This is a genomic window from Stenotrophomonas sp. GD03930 (assembly GCF_029839665.1).
GTDB lineage: Bacteria > Pseudomonadota > Gammaproteobacteria > Xanthomonadales > Xanthomonadaceae > Stenotrophomonas > Stenotrophomonas forensis.
This window is the reverse complement of the sequence record NZ_JAOCAV010000001.1, coordinates 1,125,021-1,151,657: the sequence shown is the minus strand read 5'-3', so window position 1 is coordinate 1,151,657 and position 26,637 is coordinate 1,125,021. Positions and strand designations below refer to the sequence as shown.

The following is a 26,637-nucleotide window of genomic DNA, read 5'->3' as shown; positions in this document are numbered from 1 at the left end:
CGGAGAACGGAGCTGAAGCGCAATGCAGCTGGAGCATTCCATCCTGAAGGGCCATTGCCCGCACCTGGCAATCATCGACGTTGCCGCTCGGCTCGCGGGGTGCTCAGTGCAGTCTTCTGACGTCGCGCTGCTGGGCGCACCCCGCAGGTACACGGAAACTTTCTCCCTGCAGCGAGCTGCAGGCATCCTTGGTGATCTGGGCATCGTCAGTGTCGCGGTTCGCACCGACCTCGGCGGATTGGCACAACTGCGATTTCCCGCCCTGGCCCAAGTGCGGTCCGGTACACGCCAGGAGTTCGTCGTAGTGAGCCGCATCGACGATCATGCGATCGTCTACTACAGCGGCCGCCTGGGATGGCAGTTGGACGGCCTGAGTTCGTTTTCCAAGCGCTGGACAGGCGTAGCTCTCACCCTTGAGGCTGCTGTCCGTGGGCCTTGCCGCGTAGGTAGGGACGCAGCGCTGCTTTCAGATCTTGAGATTCAACTCATCCAGGATTTCATGACGGTGGACGAATGCGAGGAACTCATGGCCAGCGCGTCACCTGCGTTCCGCAAGAGCATGGTCAGTGCGGATGGCAGCTTGCAGAGTGAGGTCATGTCCAGCGGCCGCACAAGTGAATCGGCGGCCTGCTCGGGGGACCTGTGTGCCCGCATCACCGATCGCGCGGCGGAGCTGCTTGGCTGTGCGAGCACGTTGTTCGAGCCGATCCAGTGCGTCAGGTATGAGATGGGACAGAAGTTCGCCCCACACTATGATGTTCCCCTGGATGCAGGACTGCCAGATCAGTCCACGCGCGCATGGACACTTCTTGCGTACCTCAACGATGGGTTCGAAGGCGGGGAAACCCTCTTTCCTGCCTTCGACCTGAGTGTGCGCCCTCTTCGTGGCGCCCTGCTCATGTTCCGTAACCGTGGCCGACAACAGCGAAGCGTCAATCCGGGTGCGCTGCATGCGGGCCAACCGGTGACCCGCGGGAGCAAGTATGCCTGCAATATCTGGTGTTCAGATGCCAATTAGATGCCTGATCGCGGTCTTCTTTCTGTTCCATGCAGCCGTCGCCCCCGCCTTGGCCGATGCTGCTCCAAGCCTGCCTCCGGTTGCGCAACATCCAGTGTCATCGAAGCCAATGGTGCTTCCGAAGGCCACGGAACTGCCTGTCGGCCCCGCGGGCACCTGGCGGTCTCCAGTGTCTAACGGCGTGGATCGGCAGATCGCGGTACTGAGTGCGCCCGCCGGCGGATTCAAAGTGGTGTATGCGCAGTATCTCCGCGGCGACATGGACTCATCACGGCTGATGCAGATCCGGTCCTCTGATGGTCGCCTCATGGACCAGCCTGAGCCGCTGTCGTTTGGTTCAGTGCTGGAGGATGCTCCGGTGCTCGTTCACATCGATAACGATGCGTGGCTCTACTTTGCAGGCAGTGACGCTGATTTCAGCAATATCACGCTTTGGCGCGCGCGGGCCACGCCGCAGGGGTTTGGGGCGCCACAGCGGCTGCCGGATGTCCCGGGATTGACCCAGCTGGTCCAGGCACCTCGATGGGTGCAGGCAGAAGGCGATCTCTATCTGACATTCCGTGGAATGGGAACCGGTCCTCGCTGGATGTCGATGCGCAATGCCCGATCACCATCGGAGTTTCAGGGGGCGGCATCGACACCCGTGGCGTATCCGCGCGTGGTGCCGCTGGGCCAGCATGGCTGCTTCATGAGTTATCAGAAGGCGCCCGAAGGTGGCTACATGACAACGCTGTACAGCGTCAGCCCCGACTGCAGAACCTGGTCCGGCCCTGTGGAGCTTTCGCCAGCAAAGTCTCCGAACAAGCCGGATGTCCACGACGGGTTCGCGCTGCCTCGTCAGGACGGCGGCGTGGACATCTACTATGTCTACCCTTCCTACAAGGGCGCCACAGCGCGGTTTCCCGTCAGTTTCGATCTGTACAGGCGCGCAGTGGATGTACAGGGCAGGGCAGGTCCCGAGCAGCTCCTGACCGAACGGCTTGCCTACAATCCATTCGCTCCTTCCGCGCATCGAATGCCGGATGGGTCTGTCCTGGTCTCGTTCTCGGACATCGAGGCGCGCGGCGATGCTGGTGTGACCAAGGGACGACTGACGCTCTTCCGGATTTCCGGAGATGCGCCGATGGAGCCTGAGCGCCCTGGGCACCGCGACAGTGACAGCTGACGTGATCGTGTCGTCCGTCATGCCCCTTTCCCGGCAATCCAAGCGGCTGCGCACATGAAGGTCATCCTGCAGTCTGAAAGCGCCGAATGCGGGTTGGCCGCATTGGCGATGGTGGCTGACCACCATGGCCAGCACGGTGGGCTGGCCGTGCTGCGCCAGCGGTTTAATCTTTCGCTGAAAGGGCTGCGTCTGGATCGGCTGGTTCAGATCTCCCAGCAGATTGGCTTTTCGGCGCGCGCGATTCGAGTCGAACTCGAAGAACTGGGGAAGCTGACGACTCCGTGCATACTGCACTGGGACATGAACCATTTCGTGGTTCTGAAAACGGTGCGTGCATCAGGGATCGTCATTTGTGATCCCGCCGTCGGTGAGCGGAAACTCAGCTACCGCGAGGCATCGGAGCACTTTACCGGAGTTGTGCTGGAGCTGACACCGACGGCCGAGCTCAAGCCCGTGAAGCGCGCACCGGCGATCAGCCTGCAGCAATTGACTGGCGCGGTGCGCGGCATGTGGCGCTCGTTGGCCCAGGTTCTGATTCTGTCGCTGGCGTTGCAGGTTTTCGTCGTGCTGGCGCCATTCCTGCTGCAATGGGTGGTGGATCAGGCACTTGTCTCGGCGGATCGTGACATGCTCACCGTCCTCGGGATTGGATTTGGCATCGCCCTGCTTCTGCAGGTTGCAATCAACCTGCTGCGTGGCTGGTCTGTGGTCTATCTTTCCACGCATTTCGGATTGCAGTGGACGAACAATATTTTCGCCCACCTGATGCGTCTGCCGTTGGCATTCTTCGAGAAACGTCACCTTGGTGACATCACCTCACGCCTTGGCTCCATCCGTGAGATCAGGACGGTCATCACCACCAGTTTCGTGGAGGGCATCATTGACGGTCTCATGGCGATCATGACCTTCGCGCTGATGCTCATCTACTCATGGGAACTGGCGATGGTGACGCTGTGTGCCGTGGCCGTCTATGCGGGTGCCCGATCTCTGTCCTACCGTGAGTTCCGTAATCGGACCGAGCAGCAGCTGATGGTCGGTGCCCGGCAGCAGACGCATCTGCTCGAGTCACTCCGCGGTATACAGAGCCTGAAGGTAGCGGGTCAGGAGCCGCAGCGGCGTGCTGCCCACGAGAATCTGATGGTTGACACCGTCAACGAAGAGTTGAGGTTGGCCCAGATGGGCCTGGGCTTTACGAGCATCAACCAGCTGGTGTTCGGCATTGAGCGGATCGCCGTGATCTGGATCGGTGCGTTGCTTGCGATGTCAAATGTGTTCACCGTCGGCATGCTGATCGCTTACCTCGCATACCGGGAGCAGTTTTCGCAGCGTGTCGGCAATCTCGTCGACAAGTGGGTTGAGTTCCGGATGCTGCGCCTGCATGGTGAACGTCTGTCGGACATCGTACTGTCCGAGCCCGAGGATAGCGGAGAGGGAATCGACCCGGCCTTGCCCGGTGAGATGGGCGTGGAGGTTGAGAATCTTTCCTTCCGCTATGGCAACGGTGAGCCCTGGATATTCCGCAACTGCAGTTTTGTTGTGAAGCCAGGGGAATCGTTGGCGCTCATCGGTGGATCAGGATGCGGCAAGACAACGCTCATGAAGCTCATGCTCGGTCTTCTTGAGCCTACGGAGGGAAGTATCCGCATTGGTGGACAGACGCTGCGCGGCGCTGGCGCTCGGCGCCTGCGTGAAGCCATCGGCGCGGTAATGCAGGATGACCAGCTTTTCGCCGGCAGCATTGCAGAGAACATATCCTTCTTTCAGGGAGCTGCCGAACAGGAGCGTGTGGAGCACGCGGCGCGGCTGGCGGCGATCCATGACGATGTAATGGGCATGCCCATGGGCTATCACAGCCTGATAGGCGACATGGGAAGCACATTGTCCGGCGGGCAGAAGCAGCGGCTTATTCTTGCCAGGGCGCTTTACCGTGAGCCCAGCGTTCTGTTTCTGGACGAAGCGACAAGCCATCTTGATGTCGCCAATGAGCGTCTGGTAAATGATGCTGTCGATAGACTTCGTCTGACGCGGATCATTGTCGCCCATCGCCCCGAGACAATAGAGCGGGCAGATCGGGTGATGGTGGTTGAAAACGCCGACGTCGTGCTGGCGACCCGAGTGCGAGCGAGCAATCTCAGGCTGAAGGCTGCGCAATCATCCGGACAGGTACCGGAGAGCCACTGAGCACGTGGCTTTGGATCCCGCTATCCCTTGATGCTGGATTTGGCTTGCATCAGCGTCGCGTCGCTACCGTTCGTCGGCCCATGACTTCCGGGGGGTTGACTACAGTTGTCGTCAAGCTGACAGTGACGACACGTGTAGTCAAGGGAGTGGTGTCATGCGTGGCAAGACCATCGGGGACCAGGAACTGGCCCTGCTGCAGTACATCGATGAACATGCGCCGGCCAGCGTCGGCGAGGTCGCCAGCGGCTACGGCGAGGCCCGTGGCCTGGCCCGTTCCACCGTGCTGACGATGATGGAACGGCTGCGGGCGAAGGGCTATCTTCAGCGCCGGCAGCAGGACGGCGTGTACCGCTACCAGGCCACCCGTGGCCCGCAGAGCGTGCTGCAGGGTGCCGTGGCCCAGTTCGTCGACAACACCCTGCAGGGCTCGGTGTCGCCGTTCGTGGCCTACCTGTCGCAGCGCCAGCAGGTCAGCGACAACGAGCTGGCCGAGCTGGAAGCGCTGGTCGCCGAACTCCAATCGCGCCGCCACGAGGGCTGAGCCATGGACACCACGATGCTGATCCCGTTGTTGGAACGGCTGGGCTGGACCAGCCTGCAGACCGTGCTGCTGGTGGCCCTGGTGTATGGGGCATGCCGCGCATTGCCGTCGCTGTCGGCGGCGACCCGCTGCCGCCTGTGGTGGCTGGTGTCGCTGCAGGCCGTGCTCGGCCTGTTCTGGAGCCAGCCGCTGCAGCTGGCCTGGTTGCCGGCACCGCAGGCAGTGGCGATGACCGCCACCGATGTGGCTGCCGACATGATCTACCCGCTGGCCCCGGAAGCCTCTGCACAGCTGCTGGCCGCGATGCCGATGCCTGCAGCGGACGTGCCGGCAGTGGCGTGGTGGGCCGTCGCACTGGCTGCGCTGTGGGCGTCCGGTGTGCTGCTGATGGTCCTGCGCACCTTCGGTGAGTGGCGCCGCTGCCGCGCGCTGCTGGCCGCCGCCTATCCCTGCGAGGACGAGGCGCTGGTGCAGGCGCTGCAGCTGGCCTCCGACGCCCACGGTGTGCGCCCTGCGCCGCGGCTGTGGATGAGCACGCAGGTGGACTCGCCGCAGCTGGTCGGGCCGTTCCGTCCGGTACTGCTGCTGCCGGCCGGCGACAATGCCCTGCAGGGCGATGCGCTGGACCTGGCGCTGACCCACGAACTGCAGCATCTGCAGCGGCGTGACCTGCAGTGGGGCCTGCTGCCGGCGTTGGCCCAGCATCTGTTCTTCTTCCACCCGCTGCTGCGCCTGTCGGTGCGCGAATACGCCCAGGCCCGCGAGGAAGCGGTGGATGCGGCAGTGGTCGGCCAGCACGGCGCGAGCCGCCAGGCCTATGGCCGCCTGCTGCTGCAGTTGGGCGTGGCACCGCAGCCGCACCTGGGCGTGGCCAGTGCCGCGCCGAGCACCACCAGTCTCAAGCGCCGCCTGATGTCGCTGCAGCCGCGCCGGGCCTGTCCGCGCATCCTGGCGATGGCGTTGACCGCTGTGGTGCTGGTGGTGGGTGTGGCGCCGATGCGCCTGGTTGCCGCGCCGGTGGCGCCGGCACCGCCCGCGCCGCCTGCGGCACCGAAGGCCGTGGTGCCGCCGCCGCCGAAGGCTCCGAAAGCACCGCCCGCACCGCCTTCGTCCGCGCGCGTTCCGGCCGTGCCGGTGGCGCCCGCGCCGCCTGCCGAGCCGGCTGAGGTTGAGGCCTTGTCAGGTCCGGATGATGCAGATGTGGCGGTCGACGTGGATGCGGATGTCGATGCCGATGTCGATACCGGCATGCACAGTCAACATACGACCTCCCGCACGACCTCCATCACCACCTACGGCCGCCTGGACCTGGGCAAATCGCCGCCGCAGGCCTTCGTGCTGGTCGATGGCGATTCGACCTTCGCCAACGGCGGCATGGACGACGTGACGGTCGCCCGCAGGCAGCTCGGCAAAGGCCCGGCGCTGTGGTTCCGCCAGGGCGACAAGCGCTACGTGGTGCGTGATCCGATGATGATCCAGACCCTGCAGCGTGCCTACAGCGGCGCGGCGGATCTGGGCCGCCAGCAGAGCGAACTGGGCCGCCAGCAGAGTGCGCTGGGTCGCCAGCAGAGCGAACTCGGCAAGCAGATGGGCGAGATGGGCCGCCTGCAGGGTGAGGAGGCACGCCGCATGGCGCTGGCCGCCGCTGAGGTAGCGCGCAGCGCGATGGCCGCCCACGACATCAACCGTGAGGCCGCCGCAGAAGCAGCGAAGGCGGCGCGTGGTGCGACCAGCGATATGGCCGTTGCACGTGAGGCTGCACGTGAGGCCGCCGCTGAGGCACGTCGTGCAATGCAGGAAGCCCGCAGCGAGGCCGCGCAATCCGGCCGCACCCGTGACATGCAGCGCCTTGCCAGCCAGCAGTCTGAACTGGCCAGCCGCCAGGCGGCGCTGGGCAGCCAGCAGGCCGCGTTGGGTGAACGCCAGGCACGCGTGCATGAGCAGGCGTCGCGGCAGGCGCAGCAGGTGATCGCGCGTGCACTGGCGAGCGGCAAGGCCGAGCGGCTCTGATCGGTGGTGCCGGCCGCTGGCCGGCAATGTGGGGTGCCGGCCGCCGGCCGGCACTACCCTGAGGCGATCAACCGCAGCTGGCGCGCTCGATCCGGTTCTGACCGTCCACCTGCACGGTCACGCGGTCCTGGCGGAAGTCCATGGTCACCGCCATGCCCGGCTTGACCACCCGCGCGTTGCGCGCGCCGCTGTCGGCCACCAGTTTCTTGAGGGTGGCCTCGTCGGCGGTCTTGCCGGTGAAGGCCTCGAGCGCCTCCGGCCTGCATTCATGCGCGGCGTCGGCCACTGGCGCTGGCGCGGCATCGTGGGTGGTGCTGCTGCCGGCGTGGCTGCAGGCGGCCAGCGGCAGGATGGCAAGCAGGGCAAGGGGGCTGAGGCGCATTGTCGGGCTCCACGCGTGGATGGTGGCGCCAGTGTCACCGCCCTCCCCGTCAGGGCATGTCAACGGGGTTTCACGCTACTGCCCGACCAATGCCAACGTCTCGCGCTCGCGCTGTTCTTCGCGCACCAGCCGCTGCAGCAGCAGGGCCAGGGTCACCACGTCCTGGTGGTTGTGGTCGGCCACCCGGCGCAGGTTCACCGCGTCGCCGCCGCGCAGGAAACGCAGCCATGCGCCCGGGGCTTCCGAGCCGGGCAGGTCGTCTTCGCGCACCACACGCAGCAGCTGGCGTTCGATGGTGGACAGCTTGCAGTTCTCCCACGTCCCACGATAGCGGCGGCGCGTGGGATAGAGCAGATCGACATGGTCCAGCGCGCTGATCGGGCAACGCTGGCGTGCCAGCCGGTAGCGCGCCTTCAGCAACGGCGCGTCGTAGCTGCGGCCGTTGTAGCTGCAGAACACGGTGGACGGCTGCAGCCAGCTGGCGAAGGTGGCCAGCATCGCGTCCTCGGCGGCCATCGTCGCCATCAGCAGCTGGCGGATGCGCAGGCCTTCGCCGCGTTGCGGGCACACATGCCAGTCGGCGGCCCCGATCATGAAGGCGCGGGTGCCGGTGCCGCCGGCCAGGCCGGTGGTTTCGGTATCGAAGAACAGCAGGTCACGCGGGGATACGTGTTCGCCTTCGCGGCGGGCGAAATCCAGCGACAGCGGCTGTGCCGGAATCGGCTGCGCCTGCAGCGACTCGATCAGGAACAGGCCCGGCGCGATTTCCTCTCCGGGCAGCTGGCGATCCTGCGCACTGGCTCGCGCTGGTGCGGAACCGCTGCGTGTGCGCAGGCCGAGCAGGCGATGCAGGCTGCCCACCTCGGGCCGACGCAGCGGTGCGGGGGGCGCAACCGGCGCCGCCGCGCCGGTCGGCTTGTGGCGGATTTCCTGTTCGACCCAGGCGAACACCGAGCGCTCGGCACGCGGTTGCCGTGCATCGTTGGCGGCCACCGGGGCCGGTGCCGCAGGCGGTGGCCCGGGCACGGCCGGCGTGCTCGCCTTCGGGTCGCCGGCCTGCTTCCGCAGCAGGCGCAGCTTGTCCAGGCTCAGGCTCACGGGGCCAGCAGCTCCATCGGGTCGCGGGCGGTCACCACCACGTCGGGCACGTGCTGGCAGGCTTCAGCATCGAACAGATCCAGCACGCGCAACGCCAGCGCACGCGGCGAGGTCTCATCCTCTTCCTGCGCGGCCAGCACCGGGCCGACACAGGCCGGGCAGCCGGCCTTGCAGTCGCAGCGTTGCACCAGTTCGCGCGCGCGCTGTACCAGCTCGGCCTGGCGCTGCCACAGCGGCTCGCTGAGGCCGACGCCACCGGGGAAGTTGTCGTACAGGTAAACAGTGGGCACGAACTCCTGCAGCAGCTCGACAACGCCAGGGTCGCCCTCGCTGCCACGCAGCTGGCCACGGCCGCTCTGGTCGGCGATCGCGAACCAGGAACCATCGCCGTTGCCGACCGACTTCTGCAGGTCGCGCGCATCGGCCATCACCGCCACGGTGGCGACGATGTGCAGCGCGTAGGCCGCGCCAAGGAAGCCATCCAGCGCATCCTGCTTGCTGGCAAACGCGCGCAGCAGCAGCGCCTGCGGCAGCTGCCACCACACCGCGGTGGTATGCAGCTCCTGGTCGGGCAGGTTCACCGGGCCGTAGCCGATGTTCTCGTGCGTGTAGTAGCGGATCTTCTTGTAACCGGCCACGCGGCGCACCACGTGCACTTCGCCGTGGTGCGAATCACCCCGTCCGGCCATACCGCCATCGAAGCGGTCCAGCACCTTGAGCTTGGTGAAGTCGATGCTGTCGGTGTAGTAGTCCACGTGGGTGCGGGTGACGTAGGCCTTGCGCCCCTCCCAGTCCAGCGTTTCCACCTGGTACGGGGTGGACTGCACCATGTGGATGGCACCTTCGTACAGCGTAAGCGCGGCGGCCGAATAATCGACCTCGGCGATGATCTGCTGGCGGCCATCGCTGCGGTCGACCACCACGAAGTTGCCATCGGCCACCGCGCGCAGGCTGACCGCGTTGGCCGGGTAGCTGTCGGCGATCCATTCCCAGCGCTCGCCTTCGCGGTGGATCACCTCGGTTTCGGCCAGCGCTTCCAGGAACACTTCCGGGTCGATCGGGCCGAAGCCATCGCCGACCCGGAACGGCAGCTCGAACGCCGCGCAGCGAATGTGGTCGAACAGGATCAGCGGCTGGTCCGGGGCGATGCGCGCGTGTTCGGGCGAGGCCTCGGCGAAGAAATCCGGATGCCGCACCACGTACTGGTCCAGCGGTTGCGAGCTGGCCACCATCACGCCCAGAGCGGGCTGCTGGCGACGGCCGGCGCGGCCGAAGCGCTGCCAGGTGGCCGCCACGCTGCCGGGGTAGCCGTTGAGGATCACCACGTCCAGGCTGCCAATATCCACGCCCAGCTCCAGCGCCGAGGTGCTGACGATGCCGTCGATGTTGCCGGCGCGCATCGCACGCTCGGTCTCGCGGCGTTCGGTGGGCAGGTAGCCACCGCGATAGGCGCGGATGCGCGGCGGCTTGCGCGGGTCGTGGTCGAAGATGTCCTTCAGGTACTTGGTCAGCACCTCGACCATCAGCCGCGTCTGCGCGAACACCAGGGTCTTCAGCCCGGACTTGATCGCGATGCGCGCGATGCGGTTGCTTTGCGATCGCGCCGAGGCACGCAGGCCCAGGTCCGGATTGATCACCGGCGGGTTCCACAGCAATACCTGCTTGCGCCCGCTGGGCGCGCCGGACTCGGTGATGGCGGTGACCGGCGCCTCGATGAGGGCCTCGGCATGCGCCTGCGGATTGCCGATGGTGGCCGAGCACAGGATGAACTGCGGTTGCACGCCGTAGAACGCGCAGATGCGCTTGAGCCGGCGCAGCACGTTGGTGACGTGGCTGCCGAACACGCCGCGGTAGGTGTGCACTTCGTCGATGACGATGTAGCGCAGGTTCTCGAAGAACTGCGCCCACTTGGTGTGATGCGGCAGGATCGCCTGGTGCAGCATGTCCGGGTTGGAGACCACGATATCGCCGTGCAGGCGGATAGCCTGGCGCGCGTCGCCGGGGGTGTCGCCGTCGAAGGTGAAGGCTTTCACCCCCAGATCGCCGGCGCGGTTGAGCTCCAGCAGCTCGGCCACCTGGTCCTGGGCCAGTGCCTTGGTCGGGAACAGGTACAGCGCCTTGGCCTTGTCCTGCATCGCCGCGCTGACCACCGGCAGGGTGTAGCACAGCGACTTGCCGCTGGCGGTGGGGGTGACGATGGCCACGTGCTCGCCGCGCTGGCTGGCTTCCCAGGCCTCGGCCTGGTGGCTGTACAGCTGCTCGATGCCGCGTGCCTTCAGTGCCGCGGCCAGGGCGGGCGGTACCGCATCGGGAATAGGCGCGTAGCGGCCTTCGCGGCCGGGAATGGCGAAGCTGCCGGTGATGCGGTCCTGGTAGCGGCGCTGCAGGCGCGCACTGAGCAGAGCACCGTCGCGGGCGGGCAGGCCGTCGCGGGTAGCGAGCTCCTGCTCGGCGTCGGCGGTGCGCTTGGCGAGTTCGTAGGCCATGGAAAGTGGAGCCGGGACGGTTTACGAGGGGTCACATGGCACCACATTCACGTCTCAGGATGTGAGACGTCGCGCGCGAAGGGCGTGAACCGTTCAGTGCCGGACGCGCCGTGAGCGTGACCGGGTGGCGATCTGCACGCCGTTGAGGCGGACAATGACCGCCCAACGGTCGGCAAGCACCACCTCCGCTTCGTTCCAGGCGGCCATGTGGTCGCGTGCAGCGGACGGAAACAGCACGGGAATGCCACCCAGCATGCCATCGTTGAACGGGTGCCTGGGGCGGTAAGCGCCCCCTATGAACGCGCCGCGCAGCAATCGAACCTGATCGTCGTGGGCGATGCCGGTCATTGCGCGCAGGGGCGCCAGAGCGGCGTGCTCGTCAGCGTTCAGTGTGCGTAGCACGCGGGCCCTGCGCAGCGCACGCAGCCTGCTGCACACGCGTGCCGTCCATTCGGCAATGGCCGCCACGACCATCGCCAGCAGGATTGCCACGCCAACCAGCACTGCTGCGCGCGACATCAGCAGGCGAACGGGTGCGGCGGTAGGAGGGTGGAGGGAGCTGACATGGGGGTTGCCGTAGCGGGAACAGCACAGGATGCAGGCCCCGCCCCGCCGGGGGAATGAAGTTCGTTGCAAACTTCGGCGGCCCTGGTCGCGCATCGGCCAGGCGTGACCCACCCTGAATGCCCCTGCCGACGCCAACGAAATCTGAAGCCCGCATCCGTATCCTTGTTCACAGGACGCAACCAACAGGGTGGATGGCGGTGGCAGGACGTGGATCGCAGGGCGCACTGCTGGCTGGCCTGTTGCTGGTTGGGCTTGCGCGCGCGCACGCGCAGCAGGCCGTGCCGGTGCCCGATCCCGTGCCCGCTGCCCCCGCAGATGCTGCGGCGGCAACCACCGCGCCGGTATCCACCACCCCGCCGCAGGACAACGTCACCACCCTCGGCGAAGTGCGGGCGCTCAAGCCCGAAGACGACCAGCCGCTGGACCTGTACCGCTTCAAGAACCCGGTGAAGTTCGGTGACAACCGCTTCAGCCGCGACTGGAGCGAGCCGCCGTCGCCGGAACAGGTCAGCATGAGCGGCGGCTACATCATGATGGGCGTGGTGAAGGGCGTGATGGCGGCGGCCAAGGGGGTCAACAAGCTGACCGGCGGGCCTTCGCAGATCCAGGCCGCCGTGGCGCGGCCACCGCCGGAACTCAGTGCGGAGCAGCTGCGGCGCGCGCTGCTGTTCTCCCAGGAACAGAATGCTGGCGACGCGCCTCCGGTGAAGTAGCGACGGTATATCCTTCGGCCTTCTCCGTGGGGGCGTTGCCATGTTGCTGCGTTCGTTCGTCCTGCTGGCCGCCGTGCTGCCGATCCCTGCCTTCGCTGCCGGCATCGCCGGTGACGGTGCCTGCCGCAACGGCGCATTCCCCTCCGAACAGAGCCGGTTCGCACTGGCGCGGGTGGTGGGCACGCAACGCCTGTACCTGCTCGGTGACATGGACGGCTGCCCGGCCAAGGGCGAGCCTGCCTGCCGGCAGCGCAGCTACGTAGTGAACGGCGATGTCGTGGTGACCGGGCGCGACCTCGGCCGCTACCGCTGCGCGCTCTTCCCGAACAGAGTGGGCGGCAGTGCGGGCTGGGTGGAGCGCAGCACGCTGCAGCCGCTGCCGGTGGCGACCCCCTCGCTGCAGGACTGGGCGGGTCACTGGAAGGATGGCGACAATGGCCTGCGCATTTCGGTGCAGGGTGGGCAGCTGCAGGTGGAAGGCGATGCCTACTGGCCCTCGGCCAACCCCACGCCGGAACAGCGCCCGTATGGGCCGAACCTGGGCCAGGTGGAAGCGCGCGCGATCCCTCGCGGTGCGGATGTGGAATTTGCCGAGGACACCTGCAGGGTGCACGTGCATTCACTGGGGGACGTACTCATCGTGTCCGACAACAGCGAGTGCGGTGGCATGAACGTGCGTTTCAATGGTGTGTACCGGCGCGCCGGCAAGCGCTGAAAGAGGGATGAAGGGGGGGGGCAGTAGATCCACGCCATGCGTGGATGCTGTCTGCGATCCCATCGCTGGATTCAGCGCCGCCGTTCCAGCCACCACAGCAGCGAGGCGCACAGCACGAACGCCAGCCACCACGGCCAGCGCGATCCTGGCACGGGTTGCATCACTGATGCGTTCGCCGGCGTGCTGGAGACCAACGCCTGAGTAGTCGCATCGATCATTGCCTGACGATGCAGCGCGGTCGCGGCCCTTGGGTCGAACACATAGCGCCAGACGATGCTGTCGCCATGCTGCAGGCGCTGCCAGCCTGCGTCACGTGGCCACCAGCCGGCGCAGCGCAGGGTCGAGGTCGCGCCATCGACGACCAGCGGTACTCCGTCGCCACCTTCGTTGAAGACCTGCAGCGGCGCCTGCACGCCGCACAGCGTCTGCCGTTCGCCTGCCCAGCTGATCGGCTGCGGTGACCAGAGCGCATCAGCGCTGCCCTGTGCACGCGCCAGCGTGGCCACCACGCTGCTCCACAGTTCGCCGTGGCGGTCGTCGCGCCCGGCCAGCACCCAGCGCCAGCTGTCGGTCATCGGCAGCAGGCCGATGCGGCCCTTGCCAGCCGCGCGCCAGCCGCCGATGGCGGTGCCAGCACGATCCTGCAGAAGCGCGCTGCTGCCCGGCACCTGCAGCGCCAGGACTTCCAGCGCGGGTAGGGAGGCACTGTGCGAACGGCGGTCGGCCTCCTCACCGTAGCCGGTCGGCAACGTGCCGGCGGCGAGCGGGCCGCGTCGTGCGGCGAGGATCGTGCTTTCGCCATCGCCGGGAAGTTCAAGGAGGCGGCTGCTGCCATCGCCCTGCACCGGCAGGCCCAGATCGTGCAGTCGCTGGCGCGCGCTGGCCGAAGGCGCGCCTGCACTGCGCACCAGCACGCCGAGTCCCTCGCGCAGCGCCTGGCGCACGGTGGCCAGCTGGCCTGCACTCAACGCCGCCAGGCTGCGCTCGTCCAGCAGCAGCAGGTCGCTGCGTGCCAGTGTTGCAGCATCGAGCGAAACCGCGCCATCACCCACGCTGAGCCCGGCGCCGGTATCGGCCTGCACCTGCACGCGCAGGCCCGTGTCCGTGGCCCAGCGGCGCAGGTACTTCAGTTCCGGTCCGGGCGCGCTGGCACGGACCAGCAGCCGCACGGGCGACGCCGGCACGGTCTGCTGTGGTACCGGCACGCTGTCCACCACATGGGCTTCAGCGTCGAGCAGGCGCAGCTGGAACACGCTGCGGCCTTCGGCACGGGCGACCCCGCTGAGCTGTACGCGTCCGTCGTCGGCAACATCGGTGCGATCGACCACGCTGTCGGCCGGGTCGAGCAGTTCCGCCCTTGCGTGCGCCACGCCGTTCGCCTGGGCGCGTACCTCGAAACGCGCGCCCGGCGCGACATCGGCCGGTGGTTGCAGCGCGATCCAGCCGCGCGGCTCCGGTGCCGCCTGCCAACGTACATCCGGCGGCAACAACGCATCGCGATCACGTGCGGCCAGACCCGCACCGACCAGTGTCAGTGTGGACGCCGGATGCTGGCGCAGCGCGGTGGCCAGGTCGGGAACGCGCTGTGCGCCGGCCACGTCGGCAGCTTCGGGCAACAGCAACAGCGGGCCTTCGCTGGCCGGGAGCGCGCCGGCCTTGCCGGCATCGGTTCCGAGCACGACCAGCCCGCCTGCGGGTTGCTGGCGGGTGGGCGGCACCAGGCAGAAATACAGCAGCGCGGCGACGAAGATCTGCAGTGCGATCACGATCCACCGGCGGCCAGGGTGCGCGGTGTTTCCACGCAGCTGGCGCACGCTGGCGATGACCACGATCAGGGCGAGTGCCAGTGCAATCCACAGGTTCACAGCGGAGGCGTTCATGGCTGCGCCTCCAGCGCATCAAGGTAACGCTGCCCCATCGCATCGGCGGCACTGCGCCGCATCGCCTGCGGCAGCGGACGCTGCAGCGCCCGCCACAACTGTGCACGCAGGCGCTGGCGACAGTCGTGGCAACCGGGCTCGATGCGCAGCTGCTCGATGGCCGCAGCCAGATCGAGTGCATCGGGCAGGTAGGCCGCGTTGCGCTGCTGCCAGGTCGCGAGCGCATCCAGATCCGGCGCGCCGGTGTCGTGGCCGAGACGCTGCCAGGCTTCGACGATGGCCGGATCGGGCGGGGTGCGGGCGGCCAGCGGCAGGTCACGACTGGCCAGCCCGGCGCGGTCACCGCCGAGGCGGCGGCCTTCATCGATCGGTGGCAGCTCCGGTCCGACCCGGGCCAGATAGATGCGCTCGGCCTGCTGCACCTGCTTGATGAAGCCCAATGCCTTGTAGGCGAAGGGTAATGCCTGCTCCGGTCGGCCCTGGCGCAGTTCGCCTTCGGCCGACCACATCTGGTCAAGCGCCGCCTTCAGCGTGGCGCGGGTCTGCGGGTCGAGCAGGGTGGCCGCTTCGGCATGGTCGTGGGTATGCCCATACTCGGAGAGCACATCGGTGGCGCTGCCGAACACCGGTGGCGTATCGGCGTTGGCAGACTTGCCGCCGTGATCGTGGCCATGTTCATCGTGCGCTCCGGCCTCGGCACCATGGTCGTGATCGTGATCGTGGTCGTCTGCGGCGGGCGTATCGCTGGTGGGCAGGTCGCTGGTCGGCGGCGGCTTCGGCGCACCCTCGCTTTCCTCGCCCAGGAACTGGCCGTAACGCAGGCGCAGGATGCGCTGGTCGACACCGATCGCATCGCTGCGCTTCACGAAGTCTTCGGCAGCCAGGCTGCGGCGCTGCCGGATCAAGGCTTCGGCATCGATGATGATCTGCCGCTGGCTGCGGAAGTAGGCCGGCAGTGTCTTCTTGATGCGGCCTTCCAGTTCGGCACCGAGTGCCACCTCGGCGCTGGGCAGGCGCAGGATCACGCTGCTGCTGCGCCCGGTCTGCGGCGTGGGCGCATGGTTGTCGCGCACTTCCAGCTGGGCGATCACATCGTTGCCGGGTTGCGCGCCCAGCGCGGCGAGGTTGAGCGTATGCGCGAAGCGGCGTGCAGTCGGTTCGCCGCTGCCGGTGAGGCCGACGCTGCGCCTCACGAAGGTGATGTTCTCGCCGCTGCCCTGGGTGGTGGTGATCGACAGCGTTGCCTGCGCGGCCACGCCATAGTCGTCGCTGGCCTCGAAGCGCAGCGCCCACTGGCGCTGCCCGGGCGTGCCCAGCACCAGGCTGGCGGCCGGTTCCAGCACGCGCACGCTGGGTGCACGGTCGGCGACCACGTCCAGCCGATACAGACGGGTTTCGGCCAGCGCCGGTTCGCTCACCACGCGGTACAGCGCCGGCGCGCGCGCCACATCGTGGGCCTGCCATTGTCCGTCCTGCGCGCTCAGCGGCAGGCGTCGGCCATCGTGGAACTGCAGCCAGGCCTTGTCCGGCGCACGGTCGAAGCGCAACGACCACGACAGCCGACTGTCGGCGGCCACCTTGGCATCCAGCGCGTTCTGGGTAAGCGTGGCCTGGCCAGTATAGGCCGGCGCGTCGATGCGCAGGCGGGTGGACTGCAGGTGCAGCGGGCCTGCGGCAGCCGTGCTGCCTTGCGCTTCAGGCGCAACGGCCGCGGGGCGGGCGTTCGTGCGCGGCCAACCAAGTGCCAGCAGCGCGATGGCGAGGCCCGCGATCCAGCACAGTGCCAATGCTCTGCGCGGCCAGCGCGGTCGCAGCTCCGGCATGCTGCGCTCCAGCGTGGCCAGCACGTGCGAGCGTTGGCGCTGCTGCAGCGGATTGAGCCTGGTGGCCTCGGCGAACAGCAGGTCAGCGCTGTCCTCGCTGGCACCGCTGCCATCGAGCTGGCGCTGCAGCCATTGCCGGTCCAGCTGGCGGGCACGTGCGGTGGCGAAGGCCGCGCAGGCGAGAAGGCCGACCGTGCCGACCACGCAGGCGACATCGAAGCCGGCCAGGCGCAGCGCCAGTACAGTTGCGGCCAGCGCCCACGGCAGGCCCAGCAGCAGGGTGATGAGCGCACGGCGGCGGCGCGCGCGTTGCCAGGCGTGCTGCAGGGTGTTCATGCGGCCACCCTGCGTTGGGCACTGCTGGCCATCCAGCGTTCCAGCGCGAACAGCAGCACGATGGCCAGCAACAGCCAAGGCGTCGGCTCACGCGGCGGTGGTGTTACAGCAGGCAATGCGGCCCGGTGCGGCGCCTGGTCACGTGCATCGCCCAGCCGCGGAGCCGTGGGCGGCTGCAGCGCCAGCAGCAGGGCACGTGGCAACTGCGGATCGCGCAGCGCAGCGTTGCTGGCGGCATTCCAGTCGCCGGGCAACGACAGCAGTTGGCCTTGGCCGATGCGTTGCTGCCATAGCAGCGGTACGCCCTCGGCGTCGCGCAACACGATGCGGGCGCTGGCAGCAGGCTTGCCGGCACGCATGACAAGACCGCCGTCGCGCAGCCACGCCTGCCAGTTCGCCGGCAGTGCATCGTTGCGGCTCCACACGCCAATCTCGCCGCGTTCGGGCACAACATCCTCCGCCAAGGGCGAGGGCAGTGCCTGCACGCCCCACGCGCGCTGCAGTGCGTTCAACCAGTGCTGGGCAGTGGCGGATGCCTCGCTGTGCACGCGTAGTCGAGGCAGTGCCACTGCCGTCTGCGGCGGTGTGACTGGCATCGGCTGCGTGTGCCATTGCACGTCGCGCGACAGCTGCAGGCGGGCGCCATCCAGGCCAGGCAAGGGATCGGGAACGTGAACGGTCAACGCGGTGCCCGCGGGCAGCTGTGCGTCCAGTTCACGCAACAGGCTGGGCAGCGATGCGCTGGATACCGGTGGCGCATGATCGATGGCGGGGAAGCCGGGTGCCAGCCAGTGCCAGTTGCCCTCTTCGGCGGTGCCGCGCAGTGCGGTCGCGTCCAACCCCGGTGCCACGACCGTCCACGCCGCGGGGAGCGGGGCAGGGCCGGTCAACGCTGGCCGCGCCAGCAACAGGGCCAGCGCGGCCAGCAACAGCAGGCGCACCAGCAGCAGCGGCCAATCATCAAAGCGGATGCGCTGGCGCGGCCGGATCTGTGTGCGCAACCAGCGCAGCGCAGCGAAATCCAGCGGCGTATACGGATGGCGCCGGGCGAGGTGGATCAGCAGCGGCAGCAGCCAGGTGGCCAGCGCCGCCAGGCCCAGCGGGAACAACAGGTTCATGCGCCGCTCCCACGGCCGAACAGCGCCTGCAGCGGTTGGTCCAGCGGCTGATCGAGCCAGCCGGTGGCGCTGGCGATGCCGCTGGCCTGCAGGCGCGACTGCAAGGCGGTGCGTGCAGCGGCAAAGCGCTGCAGGTAGTCGGCGCGGATCGCCGCGCCGTCGCCCAGCAGTTCGTCGCCGGTTTCGGGATCGCGGAAACGATGGCCGGCATCAAACGGGAAATCCCGCTCGTCGGCCGTCAGGATCTGCAGCAGCCCCACCTCGCGGCGCGCGCTGGCCAGCTGTTCCAGCAGGACGATGCCCGCCTCATCGAAACCATCGCCGATCGCCAGCAGCAGGTCGCCCGGGCGCACGCGCCCCCACAGGGGGCGCAGGCGATCGGCGGCGGGCCAGCTGCCGCGCGCCTGCAGCGCATGCAGCTGCAGATGTACCCGGTCGCGCTGGCGTGCACCGCTGGCGGCGGGCACCAGTTGTAGGCCGTCGCCATTGATCGCCAGCAGACCAAAACGGTCGCCCTGCTGCAGGGCCAGTTCGACCAGGCAGGCGGCCACGCCGCGCATATGGTCCAGGCGCGTGCGCTGCGGTGCTGCGCGATCGGCCTGGCTGGCCGAGGCGGTGGCATCGAGCAGCAGCCAGGCCGTGATCGGGCTTTCGCGTTCCGATTCGCGCACGAAGAAGCGATCCGAACGCGCGTACAGCTTCCAATCGATCTGGCGCAGCTCGTCACCCGGCTCGTAGGCACGGTACTGCGCGAATTCCAGGCCGGCGCCGCGGCTGCGGCTGGCATGCTGGCCGATGCCGCTGGCACCACTGGCCAGGCGTGGCCGCAGGCGCAGCATGCGCAGGCGCGCACGCAGTTCCGGTGGCAACGTCAGCGGCATGCCTGCACTCACGCCTGGATCAACCCGGGAACGGCACGGCCTGCAGCAGGGCGGCGACCACGTCGTCGGCACGCTTCTGCTCGGCCTCGGCGGCGAACGACAGCAGCAGGCGGTGGCGCATCACCGGTGCGGCCAGCGCCTGCACATCCTCGCGGGTGGCAGCGAAGCGGCCCTGCAGCAGGGCGCGTGCTTTCGCCGCGAGCACCAGCGACTGCCCGGCACGCGGGCCGGCACCCCATTTCACCCACTGGTTGATCGCGGCCGGCGCGCCATCGCCGGGCCGGCTGGCGCGCACCAGGCGGGTGATCCAGGCCAGCACGTCGGGGCTGACATGCACCTGGCGCACAGCGGCCTGTAAAGCGATCACCGCCTCGGCGTCCATCACCTTGGGTACTGCGTCGGTGGCGCCGCCGGTGGTCTGCTCCAGGATCTGGCGTTCCTCGTCCTCGCTGGGGTAATCCACCAGCACGTGCAGCAGGAAGCGGTCCAGCTGCGCTTCCGGCAGCGGGTAGGTGCCGGCCTGCTCGATCGGGTTCTGCGTGGCCAGCACGAAGAACGGCGCCGGCAATGCGTAGGTGGTGCCGGCGTAGCTGACCGTGCGTTCCTGCATCGCCTCCAGCAGCGCGGCCTGGGTCTTGGGCGGGGTGCGGTTGAGTTCGTCGGCCAGCAGCAGGTGGGTGAAGATCGGGCCCTGCTGGAAGCGGAAATGGCGATGGCCGGTGCCGTGGTCTTCTTCCAGCAGTTCGGTGCCGAGGATGTCGCTGGGCATCAGGTCGGGCGTGAACTGCACGCGCCGGAACTGCAGTTCCAGTGCCTGCCCCAGCGAGCGCACCAGCAGGGTCTTGCCGAGCCCGGGCGCGCCTTCCAGCAGGCAGTGGCCGCCGGCCAGCAGGCCGATCAGCAGCTGTTCGACCACGCTGTGCTGGCCGACCACGGCACGGGCCAGGGCGCCGCGCAGCGCATCCAGGCGCGGCAGCAGGGAATCGAGGTCGGGGGTGGTCATGGGCGTGCAGGTCCTGTCAGTTGTTCAGCGCGTACATCACGATGTTGACGCCGAAGCGGGTGTTGTCTTCGGCCAGGAAACGCTTGTTGCGCCAGTCGTAGTCCCACTCGCAACCGTAGTCCTTGTTGCTGTAGAGCAGGCCCAGGCGGCCATCGACCTCGATGCCCTTCAGGTAGTCGTGCACCAGGTCGTCGCCCCAGCCGTTGAGCTCGAAGCTGGTGGCGGGCGGGCCGTCCGGGAAGCGGAAGAAACTGCGGTACAGCGCGTGGTTGTTGGGCAGCTTCTGCAATGCCTTCGGCCCGAACAGGCGGCCCATCTGCGCCTCGAACGAGGTGGCGAACAGGCCATCAATGTCGTGGTTGCAGTCGTCGACGAACACGAAGCCGCCATTGCGCACGTAGCGCACGAAGTTCTGCCGCTCGGCGGCGTTGAACTCGACCAGCGTGTGCCCGGCCAGGTAGCAGAACGGCGCTTCCAGCATGCGCGGGTCGGCCAGTGCCACCACGTGCTCCTGCGGGTCCACGCGCAGCGAGGTGTAGTCGATCAGCGAGGTGATCAGGTTGGACGGCATGCGCGCGTCCACGTCCCAGTCACCAGAGTCGTACTGCAGGCGGGTGAACCAGAAGTCGTAGCGCGAACTGCGCGGGCCTGCCTGCGCCCAGGCCGGCAGCACCGCCGCCGAAGCGGCAGCGGCCAACCAGCGCAGGCAGGCCCGGCGATCCATCAGACCGCGTCGGACAGCGAGGTGAAGGTGAAATCGCGCAGCTTCATCGGCGGGATCATCATCACGTAGCTGGATTCATCACCGGCCACGCGCACCGGCTTGCCCAGCTCTTCGATGTTGTTGAGCATGATCACCGGCGACTCGTTGAAGCGGAAGTTCTTCACCGGGTGCTTGATCTGGCCGTTCTCGATGTAGAAGGTACCGTCTCGGGTCAGGCCGGTCAGCAGCACGGTCTGCGGATCGACCATGCGGATGTACCAGGTGCGGGTGACCAGGATGCCCTTCTGGGTGCCACGCACCAGTTCGGCGGTGCTCTTGTCGCCACCGCTCATCAGCAGGTTGCCCGGGGTGGCCTTGGCGGTCTTGCCCTGCTTCTGGGCCCAGAAGCGCGAGTAGTCCAGGTTGGCGATCCTGCCGTTCTCGATGATGGCCATGCGCTCGCGCGGCATGCCTTCGCCATCCCACGGCAGCACCGGTGCATCCGGATGCCATGGGTCGGCGATCATGGTCACGCGCGGGTCGTAGACCTGCTCGCCCAGCTTGTTGCCACCGCCCTTCTTCGACAGGAAGCTGCGGCCTTCATCGGCCGAGCGGGCGCTGAAGAAGTTCATCATGAAGCTGATCAGGCCCGCGGCCGCAGCCGGTTCCAGGATCACCGTGTACTTGCCCGGCTCCAGCGCCTTGGCTTCGGCCGATTCGGTGGCCTTGCGCATGGCGATGCGGATGTCCTGGTCGGCCTTGAAGTCCGCCGCGTCTTTCAGGTTGCGGCCGACCCAGCCCGAACCACGGCCATCTTCGGTGCGCACCGTGCAGGTGTAGTCGAAGTTGGTGGTGCGCTGGTAGGCAAAGTTGCCGTTGCTGTTGGCGGTGGCCTGGAAGCCCTGGCCATCCTCGAGGAAGCCGGCGGCAATCAGGCCATGCCCGCGGCACGGTGCGATCGAATCGGCGGCAACCTTGGCACGGAACGCCGGGTCGATCGCCGCGGTGGATTCGCTGAAGGTCGGGCTGGCGCGGTAGCTCTGCTTGCCGATGGCCGGCATGAACTCCGGGTTCTCCGGGGCCAGGCGCGCCAGGTCTTCGGCACGGCGCACCACGCGTTCCAGCGCGGCATCGTCGAATTCGTTGATCGAGGCGGTGCCGACGCGCTTGCCGAAGGCAACGGTGACCGCCAGCTCGGTGTTGTCGACGATGCCACTGGTGGACACATTGTTCAGCGCGAAACGGATGTTGCCGCTGATCGCGCCGGCCAGCACGGCAGTGCACTCATCGGCCTTGGACAGGGCGATGACCTTGTCGAGGATGGCCTTGGCCTGGGCTTCGGTGAAGATACTCATGGTGTAAGGGCTCCTGACCGGTCAGCCGAGGCTGCGTGCGGTGTTGATGACGTTGATGCCGTTGAAGCGCGCGGTCGACGAACCGTGCGAGACCGCCGAGACCTGGCCCGGCTGGCCCTTGCCGTCGAAGAACGAACCGCCCAGGCGGTAGTCGCGCTCGTCGGCCACGGCGGTGCAGGCATTCCAGAATTCCGGCGTGCGGATCTGGTAGGCCACGTCTTCCAGCATGCGGGTGATCTGGCCGTTCTTGATCTCGTAGAACAGCTGGCCGCCGAACTGCGCGTTGTAGCGCTGCTGGTCAATCGAGAACGAACCGTCACCGATGATGTAGATGCCGTTTTCCACGTCCTTGATCAGGTCCGGCACGCTCAGCGGCTGCTTGCCCGGTGCCATCGACACGTTGGCCATGCGCTGGAACTGCACGCTGGACCACGAGTCGGCATAGCAGCAGCCGTCGGACTCGGTCTTGCCGAGGATGTGGGCCTGGTCGCGGATGGTCTGGTAGTCCACCAGCTTGCCGTTGCTGATCAGGTCCCAGCGCTTGCACTTCACGCCTTCGTCGTCGTACGCCACCGCGCCGAGGCTGCCCGGCTGGGTCTTGTCGGCGAAGATGTTGACGTGCTCGCTGCCGTACTGGAAGTGCTGTTCGCGCTTGTCCAGGGTGGCGAAGCTGGTGCCGGCATAGTTGGCTTCGTAGCCGAGCACGCGGTCCAGTTCCAGCGGGTGGCCGATCGACTCGTGGATGGTCAGCCAGGTGTGCGACGGGTCGAGCACCAGGTCGTACTTGCCCGGCTTCACCGACGGTGCCTTCAGCTTCTCCTGCGCCTGTTTGGCGGCGGCGATGGCGTCCTCCTTCATGTCATAGGAGGTGCTGTAGTTGACCACGCCGTTCGGGCTGACCACCTTGCCGGCGGCGGCGCCATCGAGGTACTCGTAGCCCAGGCCCATCGGCGAGGACAGGCCCTCACGGGTACGGAACTTGCCGCTGGCCTTGTCGATCGCGGTGATCGTCATCGGTGCCCAGATGCGATGCACGTCCTGGTCGATGTAGGAGCCATCGGTGGAGGCGAAGTACTTCTGCTCGTTGACCAGGAACAGCATCGAATTGACGAAGCTGGCACCGGCGCCCATCGCGGCGGCGTTGACATCCAGCAGCAGGTCGACCTTGTCCTTGATCGGCACCTCCATGGCGTTCTTGCGGATCGGCGTGCGCCAGCTCACCTCGCCCACGCCCGGCGCCTTGGCCAGCTGCACCGGTGCGGTCTGCACGCCGGCATTGGCCTTGGCGATCGCTGCCGCCTGCTGCGCGGCCCTGGCCACGTCGGCGGTGCCCAGCGCATTGGTGGCGGCGAAGCCCCAGGCACCGTTGACGATCACGCGGATGCCCACGCCGGTGGACTCGGTGTTCACCACGTTCTGCACCTTGTCCTCGCGGGTGATCACGAACTGCCGCAGGTAGCGGCCGATGCGCACGTCGCAGTAGGTGGCACCGGCACTGCGCGCGGCCTGCAGGGCGGCGTCGGCCAGGCGTTTCTTCAACGCCGGGTCGAGGCTGGACTGCAGCTGCTCGGCGGCGATCACCTTGCCGAAGAAGGAGGGCACGATCAGCCCGCCCGCGGTAAGCCCGGTCAGGGCCAGGAAGTCACGTCTTTGCAAGGCTGCTCTCCATGTCGAAGGATGGGTGGCTCAAGCGCCGAGACTGCGCGCGGTGTTGATGATGTTGATGCCGTTGAAGCGGGTGGTGGACGAACCGTGCGAAACCGCCGAGACCTGGCCGGGCTGGCCCTTGCCATCGAAGAACGAACCACCCAGGCGGAAATCGCGTTCATCGCAGATGGCGGTGCAGGCGTTCCAGAACTCCGGCGTGCGGATCTGGTAAGCCGCGTCCTCGACCATGCCGGCGATCTTTCCGTCCTTGATCTGGTAGTACAGCTGGCCGCCGAACTGCGCGTTGTAGCGCTGCTGGTCGATCGAATACGAACCGCGGCCGTGGATCCAGATGCCGTTCTCCACGTCCTTGATCATGTCCTCGACGCTGAGCGGCTGCTTGCCCGGCGCCAGCGAGACATTGGCCATGCGCTGGAACTGCACGCTGGCCCAGGAATCGGCATAGCTGCAGCCGTGCGATGCGTCGCGGCCGAGGATGTGAGCTTCATCGCGGGTGGCCTGGTAATCGACCAGGATGCCGTCGCGCACCAGGTCCCAGCGCTGGGTCTTCACCCCTTCGTCGTCATAGCCGACCGCGCCGAGGCTGCCCGGCTGGGTCTTGTCGGCGAAGAAGGTGACGATGTCGCTGCCCCAGCGGAACCCTGCATCGCGCTTGTCCAGCGTGGCGAAGCTGGTGCCGGCGTAGTTGGCTTCGTAGCCGAGCACGCGGTCCAGCTCCAGCGGATGGCCGACGTTCTCGTGGATGGTCAGGAACAGGTTGGACGGGTCCAGCACTAGGTCGTACTTGCCCGGCTTCACCGACGGCGCCTTCAGTTTCTCGCGTGCGTGGCGGGCAGCGGCGATGGCGTCCTCGACCGGATCGTAGGAATCGCGGTAGGCGGTGATGCCACCGGGCAGCTGGACCTTGCCGCGCGCATCGCCATCGAGGAACTCGTAGCCCATGCCCATCGGCGAGGACAGGCCGGCGCGGGTGCGGAATTTGCCGCTGGCCTTGTCGATGGCGGTGGCGGTGAACGGCAGCCAGATGCGATGGATGTCCTGGTCGATGAACGAGCCATCGCTGGAGGCGAAGTACTTCTGTTCGTTGACCAGGAACAACGTGGAATTGATGTAGTCGGCACCCGCATTCAGCGCGGCGGCGTTGAGCGCCAGCAGCAGCTCGACCTTGTCCTGGATCGGCACTTCCATGGCATTGCGGCGGATCGGCGTCTGCCAGCGCACCTCACCCACCGACGGCGTCGGTGCCAGCTGCACCGGACGGGTCTGGATGCTGGCGTTGGCGCGGGCGATTGCAGCGGCCTGCTCGACCGCCGCGCGCACCGCCGCCTCGGTCTGCTGATGGGTGGCGGCAAAGCCCCAGGCACCGTTGACGATCACCCGCACGCCCACGCCGGACGACTCGCGGTTGGTCACATTGCCGACCTGGTGCTCGCGGGTGATGACCGACTGGTTGAGGTAACGGCCGATGCGGACGTCGCAGTAGCTGGCCTTGGCGTTGCGCGCGGTGGCCAGGGCGACCTCGGCCAGGCGCCGGCGCTGGGCGGTATCGACCGGGGCCAGCAGCTGCTCGGCAGCGATGGCTCGGGAATGCGGCAGCAGCAGGCCCGCCAGGCCCAGACCGGAAAAAGCCAGGAACTCACGTCGTTGCACAGCGTTTCTCTCTCTCGCTTGCGTGCAGCCGGCAACAGGCCGAGCCGATCACGTCAACCCCTCGACTTTCGCCAGCGCAGCACGTCCGGGCAAGTGACTGCAGTCATGGTTGGGGAGGGTTTCGGCAGGGCTTGCAGCCCTGCAACCGCCGAATCAACGTCAACGTCAAAAGCTGGCATTCCGAGGGGTGGCGGGGCGGTGTCGGAGTGCGGGGACGCCGCAAGTACGTCCGTGTAGGCTTGGCAGCCGCATCCATGCGGCTGACACCCCGCACTCCGACACCGCCCCGCCTCTGACAGATTCCCTGTGCTGTTGGTAGGTGTCGACCTTGGTCGACACATCTGTCAGATATCGAAATGAATCGAATGAGATCTGACAGATCTCCGGAAACTGTCGAAGGCGGGGTGGGTCCGGTTGCGGGGGTGTCCGCGGCATGGATGCCGCGGCCAAGCCCCCAAGGACGGGTTTACGGCGTCCCCCGCAACCGGACCTATCCCGCCATCCCACAGGAAGCCCGATTCTGCCTTTGCTGTTGCTCCGGCTCCGGCTCCGGCTCCGGCTCTGGCTCTGAGCAGGTGCAGGGCGCAGCCCTGCTCAGTAATCCCCCCTCGTGCACAATGGAGCCGACCCCGCCTGGACGCCGTCCTGATGTCGAGCAAGCCGTATTCAGAAGCCTGCGAGCGCAACCGCGAACCGATCGCCACCGCACTCGACCCGTGGATGGGCGACCGCCACCGGCTGCTGGAAATCGGCAGCGGCACCGGCCAGCACGCCGCGTTCTTTGCCGAGCGCTGGCCGTGGCTGCGCTGGCAACCCAGTGATCATCCCGACCACCTGCCTGGCATCGAGGCATGGCGCGCCGAAGCGGCCTTGCTGAACCTGTTGCCGCCGCTGGCGCTGCAGGTGGAACTTCCGCCGGCACCCGGCCTCAGCCTGCCGCAGGGCAGCACATTCGACGCCGCGTTCAGCGCCAACACGCTGCACATCATGGGCTGGGAACACGTGCAGGCGCTGTTCGCCGCGCTGCCACCGGTGCTGCGCCATGGCGCGCTGCTGGCGGTGTACGGCCCGTTCAACTACGGCGGCCGCTACACCAGCGACAGCAATGCGCAGTTCGATGCCTGGCTGAAGGCGCGTGATCCGCGCAGCGGCATCCGCGATAGCGAAGCGGTGCAGGCGCTGGCCGCCGACAACGGGTTCACCCGCCTGGGCGATGTAGCGATGCCGGCCAACAACCGACTGCTGCTGTGGCGGCTGGGGTAAACCGGCGGTAGTGCCGGCCGCTGGCCGGCAACCTGTTGCCTGGATGGATGCCGGCCAGCGGCCGGCACTACCTGTTTCGCG

At 67.4% G+C, this 26,637-nt stretch carries 21 protein-coding genes; 8 read left to right on the top strand and 13 right to left on the bottom strand.

All coding sequences use genetic code 11. The annotated features are described in order from the left end of the window. Nucleotides 1-22 precede the first annotated feature (22 nt). The 5 genes from N5C18_RS05245 (at nt 23) to N5C18_RS05225 (ending at nt 6,915) form a co-directional block, all read left to right on the top strand. Nucleotides 23-1,018, top strand: a complete 996-nt coding sequence (locus tag N5C18_RS05245; protein WP_053448419.1) for a 2OG-Fe(II) oxygenase — start codon at nt 23-25, stop codon at nt 1,016-1,018. Between the two features lie 181 nt (nt 1,019-1,199). Beyond that, nucleotides 1,200-2,183 (top strand): hypothetical protein, encoded by a 984-nt coding sequence (locus tag N5C18_RS05240; protein WP_141401632.1) that lies wholly within the window; start codon nt 1,200-1,202, stop codon nt 2,181-2,183. Between the two features lie 54 nt (nt 2,184-2,237). After that, complete coding sequence (locus N5C18_RS05235; RefSeq protein ID WP_279943990.1) at nt 2,238-4,364, top strand: peptidase domain-containing ABC transporter; 2,127 nt, start codon at nt 2,238-2,240, stop codon at nt 4,362-4,364. 154 nt (nt 4,365-4,518) lie between these two features. Beyond that, the gene (locus N5C18_RS05230) at nt 4,519-4,905 is read left to right on the top strand and encodes a BlaI/MecI/CopY family transcriptional regulator (protein ID WP_053509502.1); all 387 of its coding nucleotides are present in this window, start codon (nt 4,519-4,521) and stop codon (nt 4,903-4,905) included. Between the two features lie 3 nt (nt 4,906-4,908). Next, entirely contained in the window at nt 4,909-6,915 is a 2,007-nt protein-coding gene (locus N5C18_RS05225; RefSeq protein WP_279943989.1) for a M56 family metallopeptidase, read from the top strand. A gap of 67 nt (nt 6,916-6,982) precedes the next feature. Here N5C18_RS05225 and N5C18_RS05220 read toward each other — a convergent pair whose 3' ends face one another. From N5C18_RS05220 to N5C18_RS05205, 4 genes are all read right to left on the bottom strand, one after another. Beyond that, on the bottom strand, nt 6,983-7,297 hold the full coding sequence (locus tag N5C18_RS05220) for an I78 family peptidase inhibitor (RefSeq protein ID WP_164241529.1): 315 nt from the start codon (nt 7,295-7,297) through the stop codon (nt 6,983-6,985). A 75-nt stretch (nt 7,298-7,372) separates the two neighbouring features. Next, nucleotides 7,373-8,395 (bottom strand): ribonuclease H-like domain-containing protein, encoded by a 1,023-nt coding sequence (locus N5C18_RS05215; protein ID WP_279935753.1) that lies wholly within the window; start codon nt 8,393-8,395, stop codon nt 7,373-7,375. Beyond that, nucleotides 8,392-10,881, bottom strand: a complete 2,490-nt coding sequence (locus N5C18_RS05210; RefSeq protein WP_279943988.1) for a DEAD/DEAH box helicase — start codon at nt 10,879-10,881, stop codon at nt 8,392-8,394. Before N5C18_RS05210 ends, N5C18_RS05215 begins: the two co-directional genes overlap by 4 nt. 93 nt (nt 10,882-10,974) lie before the next feature. Continuing rightward, nucleotides 10,975-11,373, bottom strand: coding sequence for a hypothetical protein (locus N5C18_RS05205; protein ID WP_279943987.1), 399 nt, complete (start codon nt 11,371-11,373; stop codon nt 10,975-10,977). A 266-nt stretch (nt 11,374-11,639) separates the two neighbouring features. Between N5C18_RS05205 and N5C18_RS05200 the strand changes: the two genes are divergently transcribed. Both N5C18_RS05200 and N5C18_RS05195 read left to right on the top strand, forming a co-directional pair. After that, nucleotides 11,640-12,161 (top strand): hypothetical protein, encoded by a 522-nt coding sequence (locus N5C18_RS05200; protein ID WP_279943986.1) that lies wholly within the window; start codon nt 11,640-11,642, stop codon nt 12,159-12,161. A 40-nt stretch (nt 12,162-12,201) separates the two neighbouring features. Further along, on the top strand, nt 12,202-12,876 hold the full coding sequence (locus N5C18_RS05195; RefSeq protein WP_164241534.1) for a hypothetical protein: 675 nt from the start codon (nt 12,202-12,204) through the stop codon (nt 12,874-12,876). A gap of 71 nt (nt 12,877-12,947) precedes the next feature. Here the strand turns inward: N5C18_RS05195 and N5C18_RS05190 are convergent, their stop codons facing one another. Genes N5C18_RS05190 through N5C18_RS05150 form a run of 9 tightly spaced genes read right to left on the bottom strand, consistent with a single transcriptional unit; the run spans nt 12,948 to nt 25,293 of the window. After that, nucleotides 12,948-14,756 (bottom strand): hypothetical protein, encoded by a 1,809-nt coding sequence (locus N5C18_RS05190; protein WP_279943985.1) that lies wholly within the window; start codon nt 14,754-14,756, stop codon nt 12,948-12,950. Continuing rightward, entirely contained in the window at nt 14,753-16,915 is a 2,163-nt protein-coding gene (locus N5C18_RS05185) for a hypothetical protein (protein WP_279943984.1), read from the bottom strand. The genes N5C18_RS05190 and N5C18_RS05185 overlap by 4 nt, the downstream gene beginning before the upstream one ends. Continuing rightward, nucleotides 16,912-18,033, bottom strand: coding sequence for a BatA domain-containing protein (locus N5C18_RS05180; protein ID WP_279943983.1), 1,122 nt, complete (start codon nt 18,031-18,033; stop codon nt 16,912-16,914). Before N5C18_RS05180 ends, N5C18_RS05185 begins: the two co-directional genes overlap by 4 nt. Beyond that, on the bottom strand, nt 18,030-18,926 hold the full coding sequence (locus tag N5C18_RS05175; RefSeq protein WP_279943982.1) for a DUF58 domain-containing protein: 897 nt from the start codon (nt 18,924-18,926) through the stop codon (nt 18,030-18,032). Before N5C18_RS05175 ends, N5C18_RS05180 begins: the two co-directional genes overlap by 4 nt. 7 nt (nt 18,927-18,933) lie before the next feature. After that, a complete protein-coding gene (locus N5C18_RS05170) occupies nt 18,934-19,917 on the bottom strand; it encodes a MoxR family ATPase (RefSeq protein WP_053448433.1) in 984 nt (327 codons plus the stop codon). Nucleotides 19,918-19,933: 16 nt separating this feature from the next. Further along, nucleotides 19,934-20,641, bottom strand: a complete 708-nt coding sequence (locus N5C18_RS05165; protein WP_279943981.1) for a DUF4159 domain-containing protein — start codon at nt 20,639-20,641, stop codon at nt 19,934-19,936. Then, a complete protein-coding gene (locus N5C18_RS05160) occupies nt 20,641-21,975 on the bottom strand; it encodes a TldD/PmbA family protein (RefSeq protein ID WP_053509475.1) in 1,335 nt (444 codons plus the stop codon). The genes N5C18_RS05165 and N5C18_RS05160 overlap by 1 nt, the downstream gene beginning before the upstream one ends. A 21-nt stretch (nt 21,976-21,996) precedes the next feature. Next, nucleotides 21,997-23,631 (bottom strand): TldD/PmbA family protein, encoded by a 1,635-nt coding sequence (locus N5C18_RS05155; RefSeq protein ID WP_053448435.1) that lies wholly within the window; start codon nt 23,629-23,631, stop codon nt 21,997-21,999. A gap of 30 nt (nt 23,632-23,661) precedes the next feature. Next, nucleotides 23,662-25,293 (bottom strand): TldD/PmbA family protein, encoded by a 1,632-nt coding sequence (locus N5C18_RS05150; RefSeq protein ID WP_053509471.1) that lies wholly within the window; start codon nt 25,291-25,293, stop codon nt 23,662-23,664. Between the two features lie 648 nt (nt 25,294-25,941). Here N5C18_RS05150 and N5C18_RS05145 point away from each other — a divergent pair. Next, a complete protein-coding gene (locus tag N5C18_RS05145; RefSeq protein WP_053512105.1) occupies nt 25,942-26,556 on the top strand; it encodes a DUF938 domain-containing protein in 615 nt (204 codons plus the stop codon). Nucleotides 26,557-26,637: the final 81 nt, after the last annotated feature.

Coding starts and splice junctions, on each gene's coding strand:
- N5C18_RS05235 (WP_279943990.1), top strand. CDS start 2,238: ATGAAGGTCATCCTGCAGTCTGAAAGCGCCGAATGCGGGTTGGCCGCA.
- N5C18_RS05185 (WP_279943984.1), bottom strand. CDS start 16,915: ATGAACACCCTGCAGCACGCCTGGCAACGCGCGCGCCGCCGCCGTGCG.
- N5C18_RS05200 (WP_279943986.1), top strand. CDS start 11,640: ATGGCGGTGGCAGGACGTGGATCGCAGGGCGCACTGCTGGCTGGCCTG.
- N5C18_RS05170 (WP_053448433.1), bottom strand. CDS start 19,917: ATGACCACCCCCGACCTCGATTCCCTGCTGCCGCGCCTGGATGCGCTG.
- N5C18_RS05220 (WP_164241529.1), bottom strand. CDS start 7,297: ATGCGCCTCAGCCCCCTTGCCCTGCTTGCCATCCTGCCGCTGGCCGCC.
- N5C18_RS05230 (WP_053509502.1), top strand. CDS start 4,519: ATGCGTGGCAAGACCATCGGGGACCAGGAACTGGCCCTGCTGCAGTAC.
- N5C18_RS05245 (WP_053448419.1), top strand. CDS start 23: ATGCAGCTGGAGCATTCCATCCTGAAGGGCCATTGCCCGCACCTGGCA.
- N5C18_RS05210 (WP_279943988.1), bottom strand. CDS start 10,881: ATGGCCTACGAACTCGCCAAGCGCACCGCCGACGCCGAGCAGGAGCTC.
- N5C18_RS05165 (WP_279943981.1), bottom strand. CDS start 20,641: ATGGATCGCCGGGCCTGCCTGCGCTGGTTGGCCGCTGCCGCTTCGGCG.
- N5C18_RS05195 (WP_164241534.1), top strand. CDS start 12,202: ATGTTGCTGCGTTCGTTCGTCCTGCTGGCCGCCGTGCTGCCGATCCCT.
- N5C18_RS05145 (WP_053512105.1), top strand. CDS start 25,942: ATGTCGAGCAAGCCGTATTCAGAAGCCTGCGAGCGCAACCGCGAACCG.
- N5C18_RS05180 (WP_279943983.1), bottom strand. CDS start 18,033: ATGAACCTGTTGTTCCCGCTGGGCCTGGCGGCGCTGGCCACCTGGCTG.
- N5C18_RS05225 (WP_279943989.1), top strand. CDS start 4,909: ATGGACACCACGATGCTGATCCCGTTGTTGGAACGGCTGGGCTGGACC.
- N5C18_RS05190 (WP_279943985.1), bottom strand. CDS start 14,756: ATGAACGCCTCCGCTGTGAACCTGTGGATTGCACTGGCACTCGCCCTG.
- N5C18_RS05160 (WP_053509475.1), bottom strand. CDS start 21,975: ATGAGTATCTTCACCGAAGCCCAGGCCAAGGCCATCCTCGACAAGGTC.